This window comes from Pseudomonas sp. TZ252, assembly GCF_056110345.1.
In genome coordinates, this window is the sequence record NZ_CM148566.1 from 2,521,191 (window position 1) to 2,543,803 (window position 22,613).

Here is a 22,613-nt window from a genome sequence, read left to right on the forward strand (position 1 = left end):
GCGAAGAACCAGGCATCGTCCGGGGAGAGAGTTCATGTCCAATCACCACACCTACAAGAAGATCGAACTGGTCGGCTCGTCCAAGACCAGCATCGAGGACGCCATCAACAACGCCCTCGCCGAAGCGGCGAAGAGCATCCAGCATCTGGAATGGTTCGAGGTGGTGGATACCCGCGGGCACATCGAGAACGGCGCCGTCGGCCATTACCAGGTGACCCTGAAAGTAGGGTTCCGTATCGCCAATAGCTGATGGCACCCTGGAAACCTGTCCACGATCGCCAGCGCCCTGGGAAGGCCGCCGCGTCTTTCCGCTTCGCCGGATCATGCACAGGCTATGAGGGCGGCGTGCCTCCATGGGCGGCGCGCTCGTCTCAACCTTGCCGCATTTGGCAAGCCTGACCCGTTCGGGTCTTCATCCATGCAACGAGGGAATGTGTTCATGAAGAAGTTGATGTTGGCAGTCGGCCTGTTTGCCGTGGCGGGCAGCGCATTCGCCGCCAAGCCCTGTGAGGAACTGAAAGCCGAGATCGATGCGAAGATCAAGGCCAACGGCGTTCCTGCCTACACCCTGGAAATCGTCGACAAGGGCAGCGTCACCGACAAGAAAGTAGTCGGCACCTGCGACGGCGGCACCAAGGAAATCGTCTACCAGCGCGGCTGATGCAGCGCCTGCGACGAGCAGTATCCGGGGCCGGCTTTCCCATGGGAGCCGGCCCTTTCTTTTTGCCGCGATGAGTACCCTGCCAACGATGGGTCTTGTTGCAGTTCGTCGAGAAAGCGTGCCATCTAACGGATTAATCCAAAAGTCTGTGTTAGGTTTTTCGGCACGCCCAGATGGCCTTGTGCCTTAATTCCGGATTGTCCGACTCATGGAAGACGGATTTCGGAATATTCCTGCTTACCCGCTGTAGCCGCTGGGCCAACATCGCGCCTTTCTGTATTTCAAGGAATGAAATCGTGGCTCTCCATCGCCTGGCCTTTATCTTCCTGTGCCTGCCCCTCATGGCCAGCGCCGCCCCCTTCACCTCCCCCGGTGACCGCGACCTGATCCGCGACCGCCAGCAGCGCCTGCTGGACGAACAGCGCAAGCGCCTGGAGGAACTCCAGCAACTGCCCGGCAAGGGAGCGCCCGCCGCTGCGGATGCCTCCGGCGACGACGAGCGCTGCTTCGAGATCCGCCGCATCGAGCTGGAAGGCGCCGGGCACCTCGACGAAAGCGCGCGTCGCCAACTGCTGGCGCCCTACCAGGGGCGCTGCCTGGGCGTCGGCCAGCTCAATGCGCTGCTCAAGGCCGTCACCGACCATTACCTGGATCGCGGCTACGTCACCACCCGTGCCTACCTGCCACAGCAGGACCTGGCCTCCGGGACCCTGCGCATCATCGTCGTCGAAGGCCGCCTGGAGGGCCTGGACAGCTCCGCGCTGGCCAGCCCGCGCGAACTGGCGATGAGCTTTCCGGGCAGGACCGGCGAGCTGCTCGACCTGCGCGAGCTGGAGCAACTGGTCGACCAGTTGAGCCGCCTGCCGTCGCGCCAGGCGCAACTGGAGCTGGTGCCCGGCAGCGAGGTCGGCGGCAGCCGGGTGCGTCTCAAGGGCGAGCGCGACAAGCCCTGGCGGGTCTCCGCCACGCGCAACAACGACGGCGACGTCAGTACCGGCGAGCAGCAGATGGGCCTGGGCCTGGACTGGGACAGCCCGCTGGGCCTGGCCGACCAGCTCAACCTGCGCGCCAACCGCGACGCGGTGACCGACCGCTGGCGCCATTCCGACAGCCAGAGCCTGTTCTACAGCCTGCCCTGGGGCTGGTGGACCTTCACCTACGGCTACAGCCAGAGCGACTACCGCACGCGCAACGAGGCCAGCGGCTTCCCCTTCAAGCTCGATGGCGACAGCCGCAGCCACCAGTTCCGCGCCGAACGCGTGCTGCACCGCGACGGCGTGAGCAAGACCGCCATGAGCCTGGGGCTCAGCCACCAGCGCACCAACAACTATGTCGAAGACACCCGCCTGGAAGACCAGAGCACGCGGATCACCGAGACCCAGCTCGGCTTCAACCATGGCCGGCGGATCGGCAGTGGCTTCGTCAACCTCGACCTTGGCTGGCAGCAGGGCATCGGCGCCCTTGGCGCGCAGGGTCGCGGCCACCCGCACGCGGGCGATCCGAATGCGCGCTACGACAAGTACAGCCTGACCCTCAGCTACCTGCAGCCGTTCCAGCTATGGGGCGAGCGCTTCAGCTTCGACAGCCTGGCCACCGGGCAAAGGAGCGAGGACGTGCTGTTCAGCCCGCAGCGCATCAGCCTCGGCGGCAACAGCTCGGTGCGCGGCTTCAAGGACCAGACCCTGACCGGCGACAGCGGCGGCTACTGGCGCAACCAGTTGCGCTGGCGGCGTGCGGTGGAATGGGCGCCGCTGCGGCCCTGGCTGCAGGAATACGGCGTGGCCTTCGCCTACGACGTCGGCGTGATCCGCCACGACCGCTACAACGACGGCGCCAGCGGGCGCATGAGCGGCAACGCCATCGAACTGGATGCCCGCGGCCGCTATTTCGCCGCCAGCGTCGGCTTCGCCCGCTCGCTGGAGCGGCCCAGCGCCATCGAGCGGCGCGAGCACCCGATCTATTTCCGGGTCGACGCGTTCTTCTGAAGACGCGGCGACCTCCTGAACGCTTTAGGAAAGCGCCTACCTGCATCGAGGCCCTTTCCTTGGAAAACCTTGCTTAACCTCGCCGGGCCCCTACCCGCCAAGGAGTAACGATATGGACATCCGCAGCCCGCTGAACCAGTGCATCGCCCTGTCCCTGGCCGGCATCCTGTTCCTCAACCCGATCGTCGCCGCGGCGGCGGGGCTGGCGCTGGACAAGGCCGCCGGCGGCAACACCGGCCTGGGCCAGGCGGGCAACGGCGTGCCCATCGTCAATATCGCCACGCCCAACGGCGCCGGGCTGTCGAACAACCATTTCCGCGACTACAACGTCGGCGCCAACGGGCTGATCCTCAACAACGCCACCGGCAAGACCCAGGGTACCCAGCTCGGCGGGATCATCCTCGGCAACCCCAACCTCAAGGGCCAGGCGGCGCAGGTGATCCTCAACCAGGTCACCGGCGGCAACCGCAGCACCCTGGCCGGCTACACCGAGGTGGCCGGGCAGTCGGCGCGGGTGATCGTCGCCAACCCGCACGGCATCACCTGCCAGGGCTGCGGCTTCATCAACACGCCGCGCGCGACCCTCACCACCGGCAAGCCGATCATGGACGGCCAGCGCCTGGAGCGCTTCCAGGTGGACGGCGGCGACATCGTCGTCGAAGGCGCCGAACTGAACGTCGGCAACCTCGAACAGTTCGACCTGATCACCCGCAGCGCCAAGCTCAACGCCAAGCTCTACGCGAAGAACCTCAACATCGTCACCGGCCGCAACGACGTCCAGGCCGACAGCCTGCAGGCCACGCCGCGCGCCGCCGATGGCAGCGAGAAGCCGCAGCTGGCGATTGACAGCTCGGCCCTGGGCGGGATGTACGCCGGGGCGATCCGCCTGGTCGGCACCGAGCAGGGCGTGGGGGTGAAGCTGGCCGGCGACATGGCCGCCAGCGGCGGCGACATCCGCATCGACGCCAGCGGCAAGCTGAGCCTGGCCCAGGCCTCCAGCCAGGGCGACCTGAAGATCGCGGCCCAGGCCGTGGAGCTGAATGGCAAGACCTACGCCGGCGGCAGCGCCGAGATTCGCAGCGCGGAGGAACTGGTCAACCGGCAGAGCCTGGCGGCGCGCGAACGCATCGCGCTGGACGCCGCGCGCCTCGACAACGCCGGGGTGATCGAAGCCGGCGTCGAGCCGGACGAGCGGCGCAACGCGCGCGGCGACCTCGAGCTGCGCAGCGGCACCCTGCGCAACGCCGGCAGCCTGGTGGCCAGCCGCGCGCTGGAAGCGAAGGCGAGCCAGGCGCTGGACAACCAGGGCGGCAGCCTGAAGGGGGCGACCGTCCGGGTCGACGGCGGACACCTGGACAACCGTGGCGGCAAGCTGCTCGCCGAGGGCGAACTGCGGGTCGAGGCGAGCAGCCTGGACAACCGCCAGGACGGCCTGTTGCAGAGCCGGGACCGCGCCGTGGTCAAGACCCGTGGCGATCTCGACAACCGTGGCGGCCAGGTGATCGGCCTGAACGATCTGGAGGTCGGCGCGGCGACGCTCGACAACGGCCAGCAAGGCCTGCTCGGCAGCCAGCAGTCCACCCGCGTCAGCGCCCAGGCGCTGGTCAACCGGGGGGACGGCGAAGTCTCCGGCAAGCGCGTCGAGGCTCGCGTCGGTAGCCTCGACAATCGCGGCGGCAAGCTGATCGGCGACGACCTGCTGGTGGTCGCCAGCGGTGCCATCGACAACCGCCTCGGCTTGTTCTCCGCAGCCAACCGCCTCGACCTGCGGGCGCGCAGCCTGGACAACAGCGGCAAGGGCACGCTGAGCAGCCGGGGCGGCCTGGAGGTCAGCCTCGGCGGCCTGCTGGACAACCGCGATGAAGGCAACCTGCTCAGCCAGGGCGCGCAGCGCGTGACGGTGGGGCAACTGGACAACCGCGCTGGCGGCCTGCTGTCGAGCCGCAGCGAGTTGAACGTCCACGGCGCCAGCCTGGACAACCGTGGCGGCGTGCTGGTGGCCGACGCCGGCCTGAGCGCCACGGGAGGCGCCTTCGACAACCGCGACGGCGGCAGCGCCAGCGGCAAGGCTGGCGTGCGCGTGGAGGTCGCCAGCCTGCGCAACGACCAGGGTGGCAAGCTGCTCAGCGATGGCCGCCTGGACCTCGCAGCGAACGCCGTCGGCAACGCCGGAGGGCGTATCGCCGCCAAGGGCGACCTGCAGGCGACGCTTGGCAGCCTGGCCCAGCAAGGTGGCGAACTGGTCAGCGAAAAGACCCTGAAGGTCGCGGCCGACACGCTCGACAACAGCCAGTCCGGGCTGATCGCCGCGAATGGCGGCATCGCTATCGAGGCGCGGCAGGTCGACAACCGCGCCGGCGAGATTTCCAGCACCTCGAAGGTCGCCGTGAACGCCCGCGAGCAACTGGACAACCGCGGCGGCAAGGTCATCGGCGACAGCGGCCTGCGCCTCACCGTGCAGCGCCTGCTGAACCAGGCCAAGGGGGTGCTGGCCGGGCGCGACGGCCTGAGCCTGGACGGCGGCGAACTGTTCAACGGCGACGGCGGTCGGCTCGACAGCCAGAACAGCCTGAGCGTGAGCCTCGGCGGCGTGCTGGACAACCAGGGCGGCGCGCTGGTCAGCGAAGGCAGCCTGACGGCGCGCGTCGCGCGCCTGGACAACCGTGGCGGAACCTTCTCCAGCGCCGGTGCGCTGGCGCTGACCAGCCAGGCCGCGCTGGACAACCAGGGCGGCAGGCTGCTCAGCGATGCCGGCGTGACGCTGAAGGGCGCCAGCCTCGACAACAGCCGTTCCGGCGTGATCAGCGCCAAGGGTGCGGTGGATATCCGCACCGGCGTGCTGGACAACAGCCGCAACGGCGGCATCGGCAGCAACGCCGGCATCACCCTGGTGGCCGCCCGGCTGGACAACGGCCAGCAGGGCCGGATCAGCGCCAAGGGCCTGCTCGACGCCAACCTGAAAGGCCTCGACCAGCGCGGAGGCGGCGTTCTGGTCAGCGAAACCGGCGTCACCCTCGACCTCAATGGCGGCACGCTGGTCAACCGCGACGGCGGCCTGATCGCCACGCCCGGCGCGCTGCTGCTGCGCCAGCTCGGCGCGGTGGACAACGGCGCCGGCGGGGAAATCTCCAGCGACCGCGCCTTCACCCTCGCCGCCGCCAGCCTGGACAACCGCGGCGGGCGCCTGATCGGCGCCGACAGCCTGACCCTGCGCATCGCCCAGGCCCTGGACAACAGCCTGGCCGGGGTGATCTCCGGCGCCGCCGGCCTGGACATCGCGGCCGCTCGCCTGGACAACAGCGCCAAGGGCACCCTGGCCAGCCGCGCCGGCATCGACCTGCGCGTCGATGGCGCGCTGGACAACCACGCCGAAGGCACCGTTTCCGGCGCCCGCCTGACGCTCGCCAGCGCCTCGCTGGACAACAGCGGCAAGGGCCTGCTCTCTGGCAACGCCGGCCTGAGCGTCGTCACTGGTGCGCTGGACAACGCCGAGGGTGGCCAACTGATCAGCCAGGGCGTGCTGGACGTCAGCAGCGCCGACCTCGACAACCGTGGCGGCGCCCTCAGTGGCAAGCAGTCGCTGCGCCTGAGCGCCGCCAACCTGGACAACCGTGGCGGCCTGCTCACCAGCGACGGCGAACTGGAACTGACGGCAGGGCGCGTCGATTCCGCCGACGGCGGCGAAATCTCCGCCCGGGGCGACCTGCGCCTGACGGTCGAGCGCCTGGTGCAACGCCAGGGCCGGCTGATTGGCGAGCGCGGCGTCAGTCTCGACCTGCGGGGCGGCGACCTGGACAACCAGGGCGGCCTGATCAGTGCCCGCGGCCCGCTGAGCATCGAGCGGCTGAACGTCCTCGACAACCGCCAGGGCGGCGAGATTTCCAGCCAGCAGGGCTTCGAGCTGCTGGCCAGGCGCATCGACAACGGCCAGCAGGGGCGCATCATCAGCGCCGGGAAACTGCGCCTGGACGCCGACGCGCTGGGCAACGCCGGCGCCGGCCTGCTCTCCGGATGGCAGGGCCTGACGGTGACAGGCGGGAGCCTGGACAACAGCGCCGGCGGCACCCTTTCGAGCAAGGACGGCGAGCTGGCCATCAGCCTCGGCGGCGCGCTGGACAACCACGGCCAGGGCGCCCTGGTCAGCAAGGGCGCGCAACGGATCGACGCCGCCAGCCTGGATAACGCCCAGGGCATCGTCTCCGGCGAAAGCGACGTGACCCTGAGCATCGTCGGGAAGCTGGACAACGGCCAGGGCGGCCTGGTCTCGGCGCAGCGCGCGCTGAGCTTCGAGCGCGACGATACGCTGCTGAACAACGCCGGCGGCCGGATCAACGGCGGCAGCCTGCTGCTCAAGGGCGCCAGCCTGGATAACAGCGACGGCCAGTTGATCAGCCAGGGCCGGCTCGACGCCATCCTCGGCGGCGCCCTGGTCAACACCGGCGCGGCGCGCCTGGCCAGCGGCGGCGACCTGCTGCTGCGCAGCGCCAGCGTCGACAACCGCGGCGGCAAGCTGGTCAGCCAGGGGCTGCTGGAGATCACCACCGGCAGCCTCGACAACAGCGCCTCCGGCACCCTCGCCAGCCAGGCCGGCATGAGCCTGCGCCTGGGCGGCGGCGCCCTGCGCAACCAGCAGGACGGCCTGATCTTCAGCCAGGCCGGCGCCCTCGACGTGCAGGCTGGCAGCCTGGACAACCGCCAGGGCACGCTCCAGGCCCAGGGCGACAACCGGCTGCGTATCGGCGGCGCGCTGGACAACCAGGGCGGCCGCCTGGACAGCCGGGCCGGCAACCTCGACCTGCAGAGCGGCAGCCTCGACAACGGCGCCGGCGGCGTGCTCAACAGCGCCAAGGGTTGGCTGACGCTGGTCACCGGGCTGTTCGACAACAGCGCCGGCGTCACCCAGGCGCAGTCGCTGGAGATTCGCGCCGGGCAAGGCGTGCGCAACCAGCAGGGCCATCTCTCGGCGCTGGGCGGCGACAACCGCATCGTCACCGCCGACTTCGACAACCAGGGTGGCGGCCTCTACGCCAGCGGCCTGCTCAGCCTCGACGGCCAGCGTTTCCTCAACCAGGGCGCGGCGGCGGGTCAGGGCGGCAAGGTCGGCGCCGGGCGCATCGACTTCAGCCTGGCCGGCGCGCTGGCCAACCGCTTCGGCCAGTTGGAAAGCGAAAGCGAGCTGCACCTGCGCGCCGCCGCGATCGACAACAGCGGCGGCAGCCTGCGCGCCCTCGGCCGCAGCGGCAGCACGCGGCTGGTCGCTGGCGGCCTGAACAACGCCTACGGCGTGCTGGAAAGCGCCAACCAGGACCTCGACCTGCAACTGGGCAGCCTGGCCAACGCCGGCGGGCGCATCCTCCACACCGGCAATGGCACCTTCGGCCTGGATTCCGGGCAGGTGATCCGCGCCGGCGGCGAACTGACCACCAATGGCCTGCTGGACATCCGCGCCAGCGAATGGACCAACAGCAGCGTGCTGCAAGCCGGACGCCTGAACCTGGACATCGGCACCTTCCGCCAGACGGCCGAGGGCAAGCTGCTGGCGGTGCAGTCCTTCACTGGCCGCGGCGGCGACTGGAGCAACGACGGCCTGCTGGCCAGCGACGGCAGCTTGCGCCTCGAGCTGAGCGGCGGCTACCGTGGCAACGGCCGCGCCACCAGCCTCGGCGACTTCGCCCTGAACGCCGCCAGCCTCGACCTCGGCAATGCCGCCAGCCTCGCCGGCGGCGCCAATGTCACGCTCGGCGCCGGCAACCTGCTGGTCAACCGTGGGCGGATCACCGCCGCCGGCGACCTCGTGGCCAGCGCCGCGAGCCTGAACAACTACGGCACCCTGGGCGGCGGCGGCAACCTGCGATTGAACGCGCCCGCCCTGCTCAACGAGCGCGGGTTGCTGTTCAGTGGCGCCGACATGACCCTGCGCGCCGGCGACATCACCAACCTCTACGGGGATGTGTACAGCCTCGGCAGGCTGGATATCGCCCGCGACGATGCCGGCAACCGTGCCGCCAGCCTGCGCAACCTTTCCGGGGTGATCGAGAGCGGCAAGGACTTCAGCCTGCGTGCCAGCCTGATCGAGAACCGTCGCGCCGTGCTGGAAAGCAAGTCGGGCCTGTACACCGCGAAGATGGAGCAGACCGCCTGCATCGAAGGCGTCAACGCGGGCGACTGCAGCGGCAAGCGCAACGCCATCTGGACCATCACCCAGCGCGACAAGACCGAGGTCACCGCCAGCAGCGCCATGGGGCAACTGCTGGCCGGAGGCGACTTCGCCATCGACGGCGGCACCCTGAACAACCTTTCCAGTCTGATCGGCAGCGGCGGCAACCTCACCGCCAACCTCGAAGTCCTCGACAACCAGGGCCTAGAAACCGGCGAGCTGGAAACCATCCGCGTGCTGCGTACCGCTCGCGGCGGCGATATCGGCGGCATCGACCAGAAGTCGCGCAACTTCACCAACCTCTACTGGTACCAGAGCGCCAATTTCGACCCGGCGCGCGCGGGCGAGATCCCCGCCGCGCTCAACGCGATCCTCAGCGACTGGTCCTTCGAGTACGAATTCCCGAGCAAGGGGCCGACCCCGATCAGCAGTGGCGACCAGTCCTACGCAGCGGTGATCCAGGCCGCCGGCGATGTCACGGTCAATGCCAGCACGCGCATCGACAACGGCGTCACCCGCCCCGGCTACACCTTCGTCGGCAGCGGCCGCCAGGTGGGCGACAGCGCGGTGGGCGGCAGCGGGGTTTCGGTGGTCGTGCCGCTGACCTCGCAACTGCCGCCCGACCTGGCGCGGCGCCAGGTCAACCCGGTTACCCTGCCCGGCTTCAGCCTGCCCCAGGGTGACAACGGCCTGTTCCGTCTCAGCTCGCGCTTCGCCGAGGACGGCAATGGCAGCGCCGCGCTCGGTGCCGGCGCCGACCGCACCCAGGGCGGTAGCGGCGTCTCGGTCGGCCAGCAGGGCGCCGGCAACGCCGCCGGTACCTGGCAGGGCCAGGGCGTGCGAGTCGACGGCCTGGCTGGCGCGGCCAACGTCCAGGGTCAGGGCGGCAGCACGCTCGGCGGTAGCCTGCCGGGCGTCGCCCGGGTCCAGGGCGTGCCCGGCAACGCCACGCCGAGCGCCAGCCACAAGTACCTGATCGAGACCAACCCGGCGCTCACCGAGCTGAAGCAGTTCCTCAACTCGGACTACCTGCTCAGCGGCCTGGGCATGAACCCGGACGATAGCAAGAAGCGCCTCGGCGACGGTCTCTACGAGCAGCGGCTGATCCGCGACGCGGTGGTGGCGCGCACCGGCCAGCGCTACATCGACGGGCTGAGCAGCGACGAGGCACTGTTCCGCTACCTGATGGACAACGCCATCGCTTACAAGGACAAGCTCCAGCTGCAACTGGGCGTGGGTCTGAGCGCGGAGCAGATGGCGGCGCTGACCCACGACATCGTCTGGCTGGAAGAGGTCGAGGTGAACGGCGAGAAGGTCCTCGCGCCGGTGGTCTACCTGGCCCAGGCGGAGGGTCGGCTGGCACCCAACGGTGCGCTGATCCAGGGCCGCGACGTGAAGCTGGTGAGCGGCGGCGACCTGCATAACGTCGGCACCCTGCGCGCGCGGAACGACCTCTCGGCGACGGCCGACAACCTCGACAACAGCGGCCTGATCGAGGCCGGCAAGCGCCTCGACCTGCTCGCCGGCGACTCGATCCGCAACCGCCAGGGCGGGGTCATCGCCGGGCGCGACGTGAGCCTCACCGCGCTGACCGGCGACGTGATCAACGAACGCAGCGTGACCCGCTACGACAGCGCGCTCGACGGCCGCACCTGGGAACGCAGCTTCGCCGACAGCGCCGCGCGGGTGGAGGCGGCGAACAGCCTGAACGTCCAGGCCGGACGCGACATCGCCAACCTCGGCGGGGTGCTGCAGAGCCGCGGCGACCTCAGCCTCGACGCCGGACGCGACGTCACCGTCGCCGCCGTCGAGGACCGCCAGGGCCAGACCCGCTGGAGCACGTCGCGGCTACAGAGCGTGACCCAGCTCGGCGCCGAAGTCAGTGCCGGGCGGGACCTGAACGTCAGCGCCGGGCGCGACCTCAGCGCAGTGGCCAGCGCCCTCGAAGCGCGCCGCGACATCGCCCTCTCCGCCGGGCGCGACGTGACCCTGGCGGCGGCGGCGAACGAGGAGCATGCCTACAGCAAGACCAGGAAGGTCACCTACCAGGAAGACAAGGTTGCCCAGCAAGGCACCCGCGTGGACGCCGGCGGCGACCTGGCGATCAATGCCGGACAGGCCCTGCGCCTGATCGCGAGCCAGGCCAGCGCCGGCGACGAGGCCTACCTGGTGGCCGGCGACAAGCTGGAACTGCTGGCCGCCAACGACAGCAACTACTACCTGTACGACAAGAAGAAGAAAGGCGACTTCGGCCGCAAGGAAACCCGGCGCGACGAAGTCACCGACGTCAAGGCGGTGGGCAGCCAGATCAGCAGCGGCGGCGACCTCACCCTGCTCAGCGGCGGCGACCAGACCTACCAGGGCGCGAAGCTGGAATCGGGCAACGACCTGGCCATCGTCAGCGGCGGCGCGGTGACCTTCGAGGCGGTGAAGGACCTGCACCAGGAAAGCCACGAGAAGAGCAAGGGCGACCTGGCGTGGCAGTCGTCGAAGGGCAAGGGCCAGACCGACGAAACCGTGCGCCAGAGCCAGATCGTGGCCCAGGGGAATCTGGCGATCAAGGCCGTGGAAGGGCTGAAGATCGACCTCAAGCATATCGACCAGAAGACCGTGAGCCAGACCATCGACGCGATGGTGCAGGCGGATCCGCAACTGGCGTGGCTGAAGGAGGCCGAGCAGCGCGGGGATGTGGACTGGCGCATGGTGCAGGAGGTGCACGATAGCTGGAAGTACAGTAACTCGGGCATGGGGCCGGCGACGCAGATAGCTGTCGCCATCGCGGCGGCAGCCATCGGTGGCATGGCGGCAGCGGGAGCGCTCAGTGGAGCAGGAGTGGGTGCCAGTAGCTTCGCCATGGGCGCAGGAGTTGGTGCGGCAGGAAGCCTGTCGGGCACGGCAGCGGTCAGCCTGATCAACAACAAGGGCGATCTCGGGAAGGTGCTGAAAGACAGCTTCAGTAGCGACAGTCTGAAGCAGATTGCTATTGCGAGCCTGACCGGGGGGCTGACGGCTGAGTACTTCGACGGGATTCTTCAGACCAAGACTGATCCGCTTACTGGAAAGGTCACGGTAGACCTCAGCAGCCTATCTGGTGTTGGTCGCTTCGCTGCCAATCAGGCGATGCAGAACGCTACATCCACTGTACTGAGCCAGGCCTTGGGCCAGGGCGGGAGCCTGAACGAGGCGCTGAAGAGCGCGCTCTACAACAGTTTCGCGGCGGCAGGTTTCAACTTCGTCGGCGATATCGGCCAGGAATACAGCCTGAAGCCAGGCGATCCTTCGATGGTGACCATGCACGCCCTGATGGGTGGCCTGGCGGCGCAGGTCAGCGGTGGCGATTTCGCCACGGGCGCCGCGGCGGCTGGCGCCAATGAAGCGCTGGTGGCCAAGCTAGACCAGGCCTTCAAGAGCTTGAGCCCTGAGAACCGTGAAGCCATGGTCACTATGGGGTCGCAATTGGTTGGTGTTCTGGCTGCGGCGGTACGCGATCCCGATGCGACAGGCAAAGCTCTGGAAAGCGCTGCTTGGGTAGCGAAGAACTCGACGCAATACAACTTCCTCAACCATCAGGATGTGGCCGATCTGGATAATGCCTTGCAGAAATGCAAGTCCCAGGGAAATTGCCGTCAGGTAGAGGAAGAGTTCAAGGCGCGTAGCGACGAGAACCGGCGGAGGTTGAATGGCTGCGTGGCTGTGGGTAATTGCGCGGAGATTCGTGCGGAGATCGATGCGGGGTCTACGGCTCTCAACGAGCTGGTGGCCCGGCAGGAAACAGCTAATCCGGGAGGAAGTGACAGCGATATAGCCTACGGTTTCCTGATGGGCCGAAATGTTGTCGACTGGACGACGGCTGGTCAGTTGCACCTGGAGCAGACCGCCAACCTCTGGTGGAACGGTAATCCACAGTGGCAGAAGGAAGTCGGTGCATACCTGGACCAGACGGGGTTCAATCCGTTCGGAATCGGCGTTCCGGCAATGGGCGGTGCCGCTGGCAAGGTAACGGCCAAGGCGCTCATGAATGCGCTGAAGGCGGGAGAGTTGCCCAAAGGAGAGGTGGCCCCAGGAAAGGCTAATCTGCCTACCATTGGGGCGTTGGCGGATGCTGAGGCGGGAATGCCTTATACGCATCCGGTGAAAGAAGCAACTAAAACAAAAATACCAAATCCTCCTCGTGCAGAAGGGAACTTTACTGGTGGCCCCTTAGAAAATGCTATTAAGACTAGCGGTAGGTTTAAGCTAGATGGTGGGCCAGCCAATGGAGTGCTATATAGATCTGATAATAAGGGGAATGTTACAAGTTATGCTGTATATGACTCGACTGGCATGATTATTAAAAGGGTCGATGTAAGCGGGGCTTCGCATGCAAACATACCCACGCCTCATGTAATAGAATATGGTAGAAATATATTGCCAGACGGAAGTGTTAGAGTACAATCTCCATCAACTAAATTAGCTCCGCGCCCTGCTAATTCGGATGAGATACCATGAAAAAAATAGTGTCTTTTAAAGATTTAAAGTGTTTGAGTAATTATGAGTTATGGAGGTCCGGCTGGGAGAATAAGAATGAGATTGATGTATTTTCATATATTTCCTATGAAATCAGGCCAGAAGACTTATTGATCTTAGGGAAATTGGTTTTTCCTGATTTTATCTTGGATAGGGGGGCGGTAATACTGGAGATGAATTATGAGGAAAAAAAATTTAATGACTGGATGGAAAGATTAGAAAATGATATCCAGTCTGTAGAGAGATTCATTAATCATACCCATATTTATGATATTTTTTCCGGGTGCAATGAGGATGTAGAAGATGAAATTTTTGAGCAGCTTGCTCATATGCTTTCTCTATCATGGCGCTTAATTTTAAAAGAGAAATTTCCAGATAGAGATTTTTCGGTTTTGCTATCTTGCTCAGATCAAGATTATGGCCCTACTATTACTTTTTTTCAGAAATAAATATACTTTATTAAATAAAGAATAAATAAAGGGGTAGATTTATTTTACCTACTCTAATTTTCTAAGCAGGGAGGCTTCAGCGCAGACGCCGTAAGGAGGCTCCGCGATGCCTAGGCAAGGGCGAGTGGTTTTACCGAATTATCCGCTTCACGTGGTCCAGCGGGGACACAATCGGCAAGTGGTATTCGCCGAGGACGAGGACTACCAGCGTTACCTCTCCGATCTACGGGACCTCAAGGATGCCTTTGGTATCAAGGTCTACGCATTTTGCCTGATGACCAACCATGTCCATCTGCTCTTGGCGCCTGGTGATTCGCTGTCTGGCTTGGCGCGACTGATGAAAACGCTGGCGGCGCGCACGACACGATATCGGAATCGCTTGGAGGGCCGTTCCGGAACATTGTGGGAAAGTCGCTATAAATCGAGTGTCGTACAGAGCGATGCCTACCTGCTGGCGTGTTGCCGGTACATCGAGCTTAACCCTGTTCGGGCGCGGATGGTGGACGATGTGGCGGCCTATCCCTGGTCAAGTTATGGGCTGCGGGCGGATTGGTTGAAGGAGCCAAACTGGTTGGATATGGATCCCTGCTTCATTGAGCTAGGTCAGACGGCCGAAGAGAGATATCGGCGATACGTAACGTTCATGAAAGAGGCGATACCGGCCGAGGAATTGAGGCTGATTCGCGAGGCGGTTCAGCGTGGACAACTGACGGGCAATCAACGGTTCGTGGACGAGATCGAGCGGGTAGCCGGGGTGAGAATAGAGCGGCGTGGGCAAGGGCGGCCGAGATTAGAGCAGGGAAAATAAATCTGTCCCCTTTTTTCTTCAGGAAAATGGGCTGAGCGAGGACACCGCCCGCAAAGAGCTTCTCAGCACGGCCGCCATGATGGTGGACAATGGCTGGAACCAGGCCTTGGCCGGCACAGACATCAACGCTGCCCGGGCTGCTCAGTATCTGCGTACGGAGCTGGGCACAGGCCCGGACAGCAATCTCTTCCAGGTGACCCAGGCTGACTACTACAACGAGCGGGTGGGGCTGACGGCGCTATTCAAGAACAAGGAGGCCCTGACCAGCGTTCTGGAAAACATAGCCCTAGCGAATCCCGCGAGCTATACGAGGGACCCCGCGAACCGTGCGGAAGTGCTGAATGCCAAAGGTGAAGGTAGCCAAGCGGGCTTTGGGCTGGCACTGGAAGGGATCGTCAGCGCGCCTTCAAAAACTGCCTTGTGGTTGATGGGTGCGCTAACCTGTTCAAGCTGTGCGGAGCGGGATATCCAGAACGCTTGGAACTCGGTTGCCTCGTTACCTGAAGACATCCGTATGAAAGGCTATCTGGATGCCTTGCACACCATGCAAGGCCAGGGTGCCAGCGTGGTGCGGGACAACGCCGCGAGTTCGACTGCATTGGGAGTTGAGGTTGGGCTGGCCATTGATGGAGGGTTGGCAGGGGCAGGCAAGGGCGTCGTTACGGATGGTCCGAAAGGAATACTTACACTGAAAGATTTTCCTGATGTCTCTACCAAGATAAGCCAGAAGCAGCTTCGCCATATTGCTGGAACACAGCAGCTTGAGGCACGGGGAGGCGGTGGTTTCTTAAACAGTGTCTCTGATGCTCAAAAAGTGCTTGATGCCTACCATACCGGCCAAGTGAAAATCCTAGGGAGAAATGCTCAGGGATTCCCAGTAGTCAAGTTTGAGGGCGTTACTGGAACTAACGTTAATCTCGGTGTTGGTATAACTGATCAGGCAACCAATGTATTTATTATCAAGGGCACAAAGAGTCCAAGTATTGTCCCTACAAATCCAAACTGGAGTCCCAAATGAGTAGCCAGCCAACGTTGGAAGAATGGAATTTTCAAGTGTTAATGCTAATTCAAGCGTTGGTAGGTGCGATATCTGCCAATTTTAGAATGATTGCATTGTTATGGGATGGCGATGAGTGGGTATTGAGATTTTATCTTGAAGAGAGCAACGAAGAGGACGTTGAGGAGATTGAGGATGTTGTTTGCCAATATACGGCATATCAGGGCTCTAGTTTGAGATGCAGGTCTGAGTTGATCGTGGGGCGTGAACGCCTTCCGGGGCTTTCGGAGGTGGGTAGGGTTGTATACCGTCGCAGAGAGTCTTTTGATATTTAGTTGGGGCAAAAGGTAGCTCCGGCGCAGAAAGTGCTATCAATCAAGGCAGGCTTAATTCTCAGCTCCTGTCTGAGGAGGTTGCGAATGGCCACGCGTTCCAGAAACATTTAGTCGAACGGCAAGAGTTTGTTGATCTTGCGCCAACAGCATAAAGGGGACAGATTTATTTTCCCTACTCTAATTTTCTAAGCAGGGAGGCTCCAGTGCAGACGCCGTAAGGAGGCTCCGCGATGCCTAGGCAAGGGCGAGTGGTTTTACCGAATTATCCGCTTCACGTGGTCCAGCGGGGACACAATCGGCAAGTGGTATTCGCCGAGGACGAGGACTACCAGCGTTACCTCTCCGATCTACGGGACCTCAAGGATGCCTTTGGTATCAAGGTCTACGCATTTTGCCTGATGACCAACCATGTCCATCTGCTCTTGGCGCCTGGTGATTCGCTGTCTGGCTTGGCGCAACTGATGAAAACGCTGGCGGCGCGCACGACACGATATCGGAATCGCTTGGAGGGCCGTTCCGGAACGTTGTGGGAAAGTCGCTATAAATCGAGTGTCGTACAGAGCGATGCCTACCTGCTGGCGTGTTGCCGGTACATCGAACTGAACCCTGTTCGGGCGCGGATGGTGGACGATGTGGCGGCCTATCCCTGGTCAAGTTATGGGCTGCGGGCGGATTGGTTGAAGGAGCCAAACTGGTTGGATATGGATTCCTGCTTCATTGAGCTAGGTCAGACGGCCGAAGAGAGATATCGGCGATACGTAACGTTCATGAAAGAGGCGATACCGGCCGAGGAATTGAGGCTGATTCGCGAGGCGGTTCAGCGTGGACAACTGACGGGCAATCAACGGTTCGTGGACGAGATCGAGCGGGTAGCCGGGGTGAGAATAGAGCGGCGTGGGCAAGGGCGGCCGAGATTAGAGTAGGGAAAATAAATCTGTCCCCTTTTTTCTTATCAGACAGATAGTCTTGGGCGTGTTGAGAAGGTTGAGTCCAACCTCTCGCTGACGAAGAGTGACCGGAATACTTATCAGCAGTGCATTGCTGGTAAATGCGGGGTTAGTGGCGATGAAGGTGGCCATCTGATTGCAAGTATCTTCAATGGGCCAGGTGAGAAGCTGAACCTGCTTCCCATGAATGGGAACTTGAATAAAGGTGCCTGGAAGTCCATGGAGAACACTTGGTCATCTGCGCTCAAGCAAGGGCAGATGGTCAGTGTGAAAATTGAGCCTGTCTATTCTGGCTCATCTGTGCGTCCTGATAGATTTACTGTCAGATACTCTATTGATGGTGGTCGCCCTGTCATTGTCGATTTCAAAAACTCACCGGGTGGTATTTGATGGGCGATCAAGAGTTATATCAGAAAATTGGACAGCTTTTAGTCGATGCTGGCCCAGCGGATGCTAGGGAAATAATAGTTCGGGCGGAGCTTTTCTCAGAGGGCGATGGAGGGAAGTATGAGTTTGACTATGTTGATCAGTCTGGTGAGTTGAACTGGTTTGATCCGGATGGGCGTGCTGTAGGGGATTTGACAGAGTTGCTGGTCCAATTGCGCGATTATTTTTCAGCCAACAATTTGACCGCTGGAGAGGGGGGGTGGTCTGGATGTGTAATTAAATTACACGTTGATGAAATGAAATTTGGTATTGCATTCAACTACGGTAAGTAGTGTTGTTTTCAATAAAAATAGCCCCGGCACTCCCGGGGCTATTGAATCGGCGGCGACGGTGGCAAAACGTTCAGTTCTGGGCGTGACTGCCCTATGATCGGCCTTAGCCATGGTCAGCTCCTTCTTAGCTGCTTGTGGTTAGCGGGCCGTAGGTGTTGACGCACCTACGGCCCGCGTCTTTTTGCACCGAATGAAAGGGACAGATTTATTTTCTCTACTCTAAATTTTCTGAGCATGGAGGCTCCAGCGCAGATGCCGTAAAGGAAATTCGCGATGCCTAGGTAAGGGCGCATGGTTTAGCGAATTATTTGCTTTGAGCGTTTCAGAGTGGGCGCAGTCGCCGAAATTAGAGTAGTAAAAATAAATCTGTCCCCTTTTTTTGTCAAAAAAATATTTTTCTGCTTTTTGGTAGCCCAAAAAAATAAATTTGAGATCTCCTCGGTTTATGAGGTTGATCTGCTTGAAGTTAATTTTACTGAGATAGAGAATAGGCTGTGTTCTTTATATGAAGAGCATGTTTTAGTTGGAGAGGTAGGTAGAATAGTAGCTTTTTCAGATATGGTCTCATGGGTTCTGTATGAAGAGGTTTTAGAAGAGATAGGGGTTTTGGTTATGTTGGATGAAACGAAATCTGTATATTCAAATTTTGATTTTGGCGAGTTCGTTAGTAGAGAGTTTATGATGGAGCAGGCTGATTTGGGTTTATACCGGAAAGAGTACGTAGATAAACTTATTTCTAATTATTAACATAAAGGAAGAATTTTTATTTTCCCTATCCTAATTTCTGAACACGGAGGCTCCAGCGCAGGTTCCGTCAAGGGGGCAAGATGCCTAGGTAAGGGAGAATGGTTTAGCGAGTTATTTGCTTTGAGTGTTTCTGCGTGGCGCAGTTTCTGAAATTAGCAGCATAAAGGGGACAGATTTATTTTCCCTACTCTAGTTTTCTAAGCAAGGAGGCTCCGCGATGCCTAGGCAAGGGCGAGTGGTTTACCGAATTATCCGCTTCACATGGTCCAGCGGGGACACAGTCGCCAAGTGGTATTCGCCGAGGACGAGGACTACCAACGCTACCTCTCCGATCCTCAAAACCTCGAGGATGCCTTCGATAACAAGCTCCATGCATTTTGCTGAATAACCACCCATATCCATCTGCTCCTGGCGGCTTGCCGACCCTCCTTTCTACTGCCCCGTCGCACAGCGCCCCAATGTACTAGTACACCGGAAACCGCCGTCTCCCGTTGAACGGGCGGGCCCCGGCCCCCTACCATTCGCAGCACACCGACCCGCGCAAAGGGAGCGGGATGCCGCGTAGGCAGGCCGCCATGGAAGGAGAAGCAAATATGCCGGTACTGGCTCTGAGACTCACCGCCCTGGCGGCCCTTGCGATCAGCGTGTCGGGGTGCGTCATGGAGGCCTATGGCAGTCGCGCGCGTAGCGATGCGCAATCCTGGATCGGCTTGCCGATCCAGGACGTGATCAAGCGCTTCGGCGAGCCGGAACGCGTGACGGGGGATGCCGCCAGGCAGAAGTACGTGTGGAAGGAGTACGAGAACTATAGCCACGACTACGACTACACCTACTACGAGCAGGGCCATGGCAATACGCCCAACAGCTCGGTCCTGAACCAGAAGACCGACACGGCCAACCAGAGCGGCTATTACACCTGCATCTACGAGTTCTTTGCCGACGCCTCGGGCAGGGTGGTCGATGCGACCGCGCGGGGTGAGTGCCGCTAGTTCCGGGCGCCCTTCACGCTGCAAAGGGCGATTGGCTCAGCCAGCCACCGCCTTGTCTCCGACGTCGCAGAGACGCCTCAGTCCAACGCGGAGGCGTCCCCTCCCCTCGCTCCGCCGTGATCGCCAGGCCGCCCTGCCTCACCCGGGTCCTGGTCCGGTCCTTGGCCTTGAAACCCGGCCGTTGCAGCCAGTAGCCGCGCAGGTTGATGCGGGGCGCCAGGCGGTTGTCGTCGCGTTCGTCCAGCGGCGCTCCGGGGTTTCCCCGGCGCCTCACAGCAGGATCAGCAGCGCTCCTACCAGCAGCCCCGCCAGGCTGAAGGGTAGCGTTTGCAGGGCCAGCCGCTTGCCGCCCACCAGCACGACCAGGCCGGCCTTGACCAGGCTGTTGCTCAGGGCGGCAAGGGCGATGCCGCGGCTGGCCACGCCTGGATCGAGTTCGCCCTGCGCCGCGCGGGCCAGGGACAGGGTGATCGCGTCGACGTCGGCGAGGCCGGAGAGCAGCGCGACCGCGTAGATGCCGGCATCGCCGAACAGCCGCCGGCCGACCTCCACCAACAGCAGGATCGCGCTCAGCAGGGCGGCGAAGCGCAGGGCCGGGAGCAGTTCGAAGGGGTTGCGCAGGCCTGGCTCGTCGGGCGCCTCCTGGCTGGCGCGGCCGCCGCGCAGGGCGTGGAACAGCGTGCCGCCAAGGTAGACGAGGGTGGTGGCGGCGAATGGCAGGGCCAGTTCCTTCAGCAAGGCCGGGTGGATCGCGCCGATCTCGACGAGGATGCGCGGGAACATCAGCGCCGAGGTCGCCAGCAGGGCGCACGCCAACAGGGCGTCGGGCATGCGCTCGCGCAGGCGCGCCAGGGTCAGGGTCATCACTGTGGAGGACACCAGGCCGCCGAGCACCGCGGTCAGCAACAGGCCCTTGCGCGAGCCGATCAGGCGGATGGCCAGGTAGGCGGAGAAACCGAGGGCGGCGATCAGCACCACCATCCACCAGGTCAGGTAGGGATTGAAGAACGCCCAGGGACCATAGCCCTGGTTGGGCAGCACCGGCAGCAGGACCACGGAAATGAACAGCAGCTTGAGGGTGCCCGATAGCTCCTCGGCGGTCAGGCGCTTCAGCAGGGCGTGGAGCTTGTCCTTGAGGCTCAGCAGCAGGGTCAGCACGATGCCGCCGGCGGCAGCCAGCAGGCGCTGTTCGGTGAGGGCGAGGCTGCCGAGGAGGAAGGTCATCAGTAGGGCGATCTCGGTGGTCATGCCCTGGTCGCCGCCACGCCTGACATCGCTCACGTAGCCGGCCACGGCCAGCGCCGCGAGGGCCAGCAGCAAGGCTACCCAGACTGCGCTGCCCAGTTCGCCCGCGAGCAGGGTGGCGAAGCCGCCGAGCAGGCCGGCCAGGCTGAAGGTGCGGATTCCGGCGATCTGCCGCGCATCTTCGTGGTCGCGCTCCTGCCAGCCGCGCTCGGCGCCGATCAGGAGGCCGATGGCCAGGGCCGTGCACAGGCTCAACAACAGATCCAGGGAAAGCGTCATGCTCGATTCCATTCGCCGGGAGAGAGGATGGCGACGTGCCTGTGCGCACCATAGCAGCAGACGACCCCGAGGCGCCCGCACGGCGGTGCGCCGTCCACCAAGAGCCCGTCGCTGCCGCCGATATCCATCGGGTTCTCCGCCCCGGTGTAGGCGCACGGGAGCTGGCGTAGGGAAAGTCCGCTGTTTTTCGGCCGCTGACGGTTCTCTTTCCGCGTGCTCCGACGGCCGCCAACAGTAAAAAAACCACGGCCAATCCTGATAGGCGGAGGGGCGCCTCGTTCCTAGACTGGCGGGGAAACATCAGGAGACGTCAATCATCATGCATATTCAATCATCTCAGCAGAACCCGTCTTTCGTGGCTGAGTTGAGCCAGGCCGTGGCCGGGCGCCTGGGACAGGTCGAGGCCCGCCAGGTGGCCACTCCCCGGGAGGCGCAACAACTGGCCCAGCGCCAGGAAGCACCGAAGGGCGAGGGCCTGCTCTCCCGCCTGGGGGCCGCCCTCGCGCGTCCCTTCGTGGCGATCATCGAGTGGCTGGGCAAACTGCTGGGGAGCCGTGCCCACGCCTCCACCCAGGCGCCGCTCTCCCGTCAGGACGCGCCGCCTGCCGCCAGTCTCTCGGCCGCCGAGATCAAGCAGATTATGCTGCAAAAGGCACTGCCCCTGACCTTGGGCGGACTTGGCAAGGCGAGCGAGCTGGCGACTTTGACAGCGGAGAGGCTGGCGAAGGATCACACGCGCCTGGCCAGCGGCGACGGCGCCCTGCGCTCGCTGGCCACCGCCCTGGTCGGGATTCGCGATGGCAGCCGGATCGAGGCTTCCCGTACCCAGGCTGCCCGCCTGCTCGAACAGAGCGTTGGGGGGATCGCGCTGCAACAGTGGGGGACCGCGGGCGGTGCCGCCAGCCAGCATGTACTCAGCGCAAGCCCGGAGCAACTGCGCGAAATCGCCGTCCAACTGCATGCGGTAATGGACAAGGTCGCCCTGTTGCGCCACGCGGTAGAGAGCGAGGTAAAGGGCGAGCCTGTCGACAAGGCGCTGGCGGATGGACTGGTGGAGCACTTCGGGCTGGAGGCGGAGCAGTACCTCGGCGAACACCCGGACGGGCCGTACAGCGATGCCGAGGTGATGGCGCTCGGTCTCTATACCAACGGCGAGTACCAGCACCTGAATCGTTCCCTGCGTCAGGGGCGAGAGCTGGATGCTGGCCAGGCGTTGATCGACCGGGGCATGTCTGCCGCGTTCGAAAAGAGCGGACCGGCTGAACAGGTCGTGAAGACCTTCCGCGGCACCCAGGGCAGGGATGCCTTCGAGGCGGTGAAAGAGGGCCAGGTCGGCCACGACGCCGGCTATCTCTCCACCTCCCGGGACCCCAGCGTTGCCAGGAGCTTCGCGGGCCTGGGCACGATAACCACCCTGTTCGGCAGATCCGGGATCGATGTCAGCGAGATATCGATCGAGGGCGATGAGCAGGAGATCCTCTACGACAAGGGGACCGACATGCGCGTGCTTCTCAGCGCCAAGGATGGGCAGGGTGTGACCCGTCGGGTGCTCGAAGAGGCCACGCTGGGGGAACGGAGCGGCCACGGCGAGGGACTGCTCGATGCCCTGGACCTGGCAACCGGGACGGATCGTTCAGGCAAGCCCCAGGAACAGGACCTGCGCCTGAGAATGCGCGGCCTCGACCTGGCCTGACCGGTCGACGGCAGAGACGGACACTCCCAAGGGGTGTCCGTTTTCGTTTGCGCCGTACAGCGTCGGGCGCAATGGGCGGCAAGGATGCCTGGCTGG

Annotated in this window: 15 protein-coding genes and 1 pseudogene; 15 read left to right on the forward strand and 1 reads right to left on the reverse strand. The window is 63.3% G+C overall.

What is annotated here, in order from left to right:
* The first annotated feature begins 34 nt into the window (after window positions 1-34).
* The 14 genes and pseudogenes from ACYAF3_RS11605 to ACYAF3_RS11670 all read left to right on the forward strand — a co-directional run bounded on the left by ACYAF3_RS11605 (window position 35) and on the right by ACYAF3_RS11670 (window position 19,300).
* The gene (locus ACYAF3_RS11605; protein WP_003097345.1) at window positions 35-250 is read left to right on the forward strand and encodes a dodecin; all 216 of its coding nucleotides are present in this window, start codon (window positions 35-37) and stop codon (window positions 248-250) included.
* A 183-nt stretch (window positions 251-433) separates the two neighbouring features.
* Window positions 434-661 carry a DUF1161 domain-containing protein gene (locus ACYAF3_RS11610; RefSeq protein WP_003097347.1) on the forward strand — a complete coding sequence of 76 codons (228 nt, stop codon included), beginning with the start codon at window positions 434-436 and terminating at the stop codon, window positions 659-661.
* A 296-nt stretch (window positions 662-957) separates the two neighbouring features.
* Window positions 958-2,646 carry a two-partner secretion system transporter TpsB2 gene (gene tpsB2, locus ACYAF3_RS11615; protein ID WP_023095012.1) on the forward strand — a complete coding sequence of 563 codons (1,689 nt, stop codon included), beginning with the start codon at window positions 958-960 and terminating at the stop codon, window positions 2,644-2,646.
* Window positions 2,647-2,758: 112 nt separating this feature from the next.
* Window positions 2,759-13,291: a two-partner secretion system putative hemagglutinin TpsA2 gene (gene tpsA2 / locus ACYAF3_RS11620; protein ID WP_049688261.1), complete on the forward strand. Its 10,533-nt coding sequence runs from the start codon at window positions 2,759-2,761 to the stop codon at window positions 13,289-13,291.
* Window positions 13,288-13,758 (forward strand): hypothetical protein, encoded by a 471-nt coding sequence (locus ACYAF3_RS11625; RefSeq protein WP_153274314.1) that lies wholly within the window; start codon window positions 13,288-13,290, stop codon window positions 13,756-13,758. Before tpsA2 ends, ACYAF3_RS11625 begins: the two co-directional genes overlap by 4 nt.
* 106 nt (window positions 13,759-13,864) lie before the next feature.
* On the forward strand, window positions 13,865-14,566 hold the full coding sequence (locus ACYAF3_RS11630) for a transposase (protein ID WP_023083833.1): 702 nt from the start codon (window positions 13,865-13,867) through the stop codon (window positions 14,564-14,566).
* A gap of 76 nt (window positions 14,567-14,642) precedes the next feature.
* Window positions 14,643-15,584: a hypothetical protein gene (locus ACYAF3_RS11635; protein ID WP_023131438.1), complete on the forward strand. Its 942-nt coding sequence runs from the start codon at window positions 14,643-14,645 to the stop codon at window positions 15,582-15,584.
* The gene (locus tag ACYAF3_RS11640) at window positions 15,581-15,898 is read left to right on the forward strand and encodes a MafI2 family immunity protein (RefSeq protein WP_019485604.1); all 318 of its coding nucleotides are present in this window, start codon (window positions 15,581-15,583) and stop codon (window positions 15,896-15,898) included. The genes ACYAF3_RS11635 and ACYAF3_RS11640 overlap by 4 nt, the downstream gene beginning before the upstream one ends.
* Window positions 15,899-16,128: 230 nt before the next feature.
* Window positions 16,129-16,821 carry a transposase gene (locus ACYAF3_RS11645; protein ID WP_034082442.1) on the forward strand — a complete coding sequence of 231 codons (693 nt, stop codon included), beginning with the start codon at window positions 16,129-16,131 and terminating at the stop codon, window positions 16,819-16,821.
* A 78-nt stretch (window positions 16,822-16,899) separates the two neighbouring features.
* Window positions 16,900-17,235, forward strand: coding sequence for a DNA/RNA non-specific endonuclease (locus ACYAF3_RS11650; protein ID WP_071535845.1), 336 nt, complete (start codon window positions 16,900-16,902; stop codon window positions 17,233-17,235).
* Window positions 17,235-17,564: a hypothetical protein gene (locus tag ACYAF3_RS11655; RefSeq protein WP_049347895.1), complete on the forward strand. Its 330-nt coding sequence runs from the start codon at window positions 17,235-17,237 to the stop codon at window positions 17,562-17,564. The genes ACYAF3_RS11650 and ACYAF3_RS11655 overlap by 1 nt, the downstream gene beginning before the upstream one ends.
* Before the next feature lie 327 nt (window positions 17,565-17,891).
* The gene (locus tag ACYAF3_RS11660) at window positions 17,892-18,311 is read left to right on the forward strand and encodes a hypothetical protein (RefSeq protein WP_170954362.1); all 420 of its coding nucleotides are present in this window, start codon (window positions 17,892-17,894) and stop codon (window positions 18,309-18,311) included.
* 217 nt (window positions 18,312-18,528) lie between these two features.
* Window positions 18,529-18,692: pseudogene (locus ACYAF3_RS11665) on the forward strand (transposase); the annotation flags it as partial.
* A gap of 212 nt (window positions 18,693-18,904) precedes the next feature.
* Entirely contained in the window at window positions 18,905-19,300 is a 396-nt protein-coding gene (locus ACYAF3_RS11670) for a hypothetical protein (protein ID WP_128669707.1), read from the forward strand.
* A 270-nt stretch (window positions 19,301-19,570) separates the two neighbouring features.
* Here the strand turns inward: ACYAF3_RS11670 and ACYAF3_RS11675 are convergent, their stop codons facing one another.
* Window positions 19,571-20,980 (reverse strand): MgtC/SapB family protein, encoded by a 1,410-nt coding sequence (locus ACYAF3_RS11675; protein WP_003122278.1) that lies wholly within the window; start codon window positions 20,978-20,980, stop codon window positions 19,571-19,573.
* A gap of 163 nt (window positions 20,981-21,143) precedes the next feature.
* Between ACYAF3_RS11675 and exoT the strand changes: the two genes are divergently transcribed.
* Window positions 21,144-22,517 (forward strand): T3SS effector bifunctional cytotoxin exoenzyme T, encoded by a 1,374-nt coding sequence (gene exoT / locus ACYAF3_RS11680; RefSeq protein ID WP_003104308.1) that lies wholly within the window; start codon window positions 21,144-21,146, stop codon window positions 22,515-22,517.
* The last annotated feature ends 96 nt before the right edge of the window (window positions 22,518-22,613 follow it).